The sequence below is a fragment of the Pollutimonas rozaliensis genome, assembly GCF_048751585.1.
Classification (GTDB): domain Bacteria; phylum Pseudomonadota; class Gammaproteobacteria; order Burkholderiales; family Burkholderiaceae_B.
In genome coordinates, this window is sequence record NZ_JAZHOB010000026.1 from 1 (window position 1) to 630 (window position 630).

Consider the following 630-nt stretch of genomic DNA (forward strand, 5'->3'; position numbering starts at 1 on the left):
GGTTTTGGCCGGACTGTTGGCAAACTGCTCGATGAGCGCCAGAAACCGTGGCAACAGTTTCTTGGCCCGTTTGGCCTTTACCGTCTTCAATAGCAGAAAACGCATCAGGCGCTGCTTGGCCCGGTACAGCGCCTTCAAGACCGGATAGGGCTCCAGGTACTGCGCCAGGCGCTGGCGCTGCTCGTGGCTCAGATTCCACCCATGCCGGCGCATCAAACTAAGCAGTCCGCGATGCCTTCTGCCCTCGGGATCGTGCTGCTGCCACAGCTTCAGGAAGTGATGGTTGACCAGGCGCACAACATGGAAGCGATCGGCCACGATCTTGGCGTTCGGAAAGTACTTGCGCACGATCTGGCGGTAGGGATCGGACAGATCCATGACCACCACCTTGACCTGCTCGCGCCCGGGCAGGCGGCTCAAATAGTGCCGCAAGCTGGGCTCCGAGCGGCCCAGCACCACATCGAACACCTTGTGGTGCTTCAAGTCCACCAGCGTCGTGGCGTAGCCCTTTTTACGGCTGAAGAAGTGCTCATCAATGCCCAGCACCTGGGGGCAGGCCCGGCCCGAGAGCTCCGAGACGCGCTGCCTCACCAACGACTGGTACCAGCGCTCGACCGTGGCGCTGCCGAT

1 protein-coding gene is annotated in these 630 nt (G+C 61.6%); it reads right to left on the bottom strand.

Translation table 11 applies throughout. From position 1 onward, the window contains the following. Positions 1 to 630, bottom strand: a 630-nt coding sequence (locus tag V0R37_RS21820; protein ID WP_420376518.1) for a transposase, incomplete at both ends; no start/stop codon positions are given.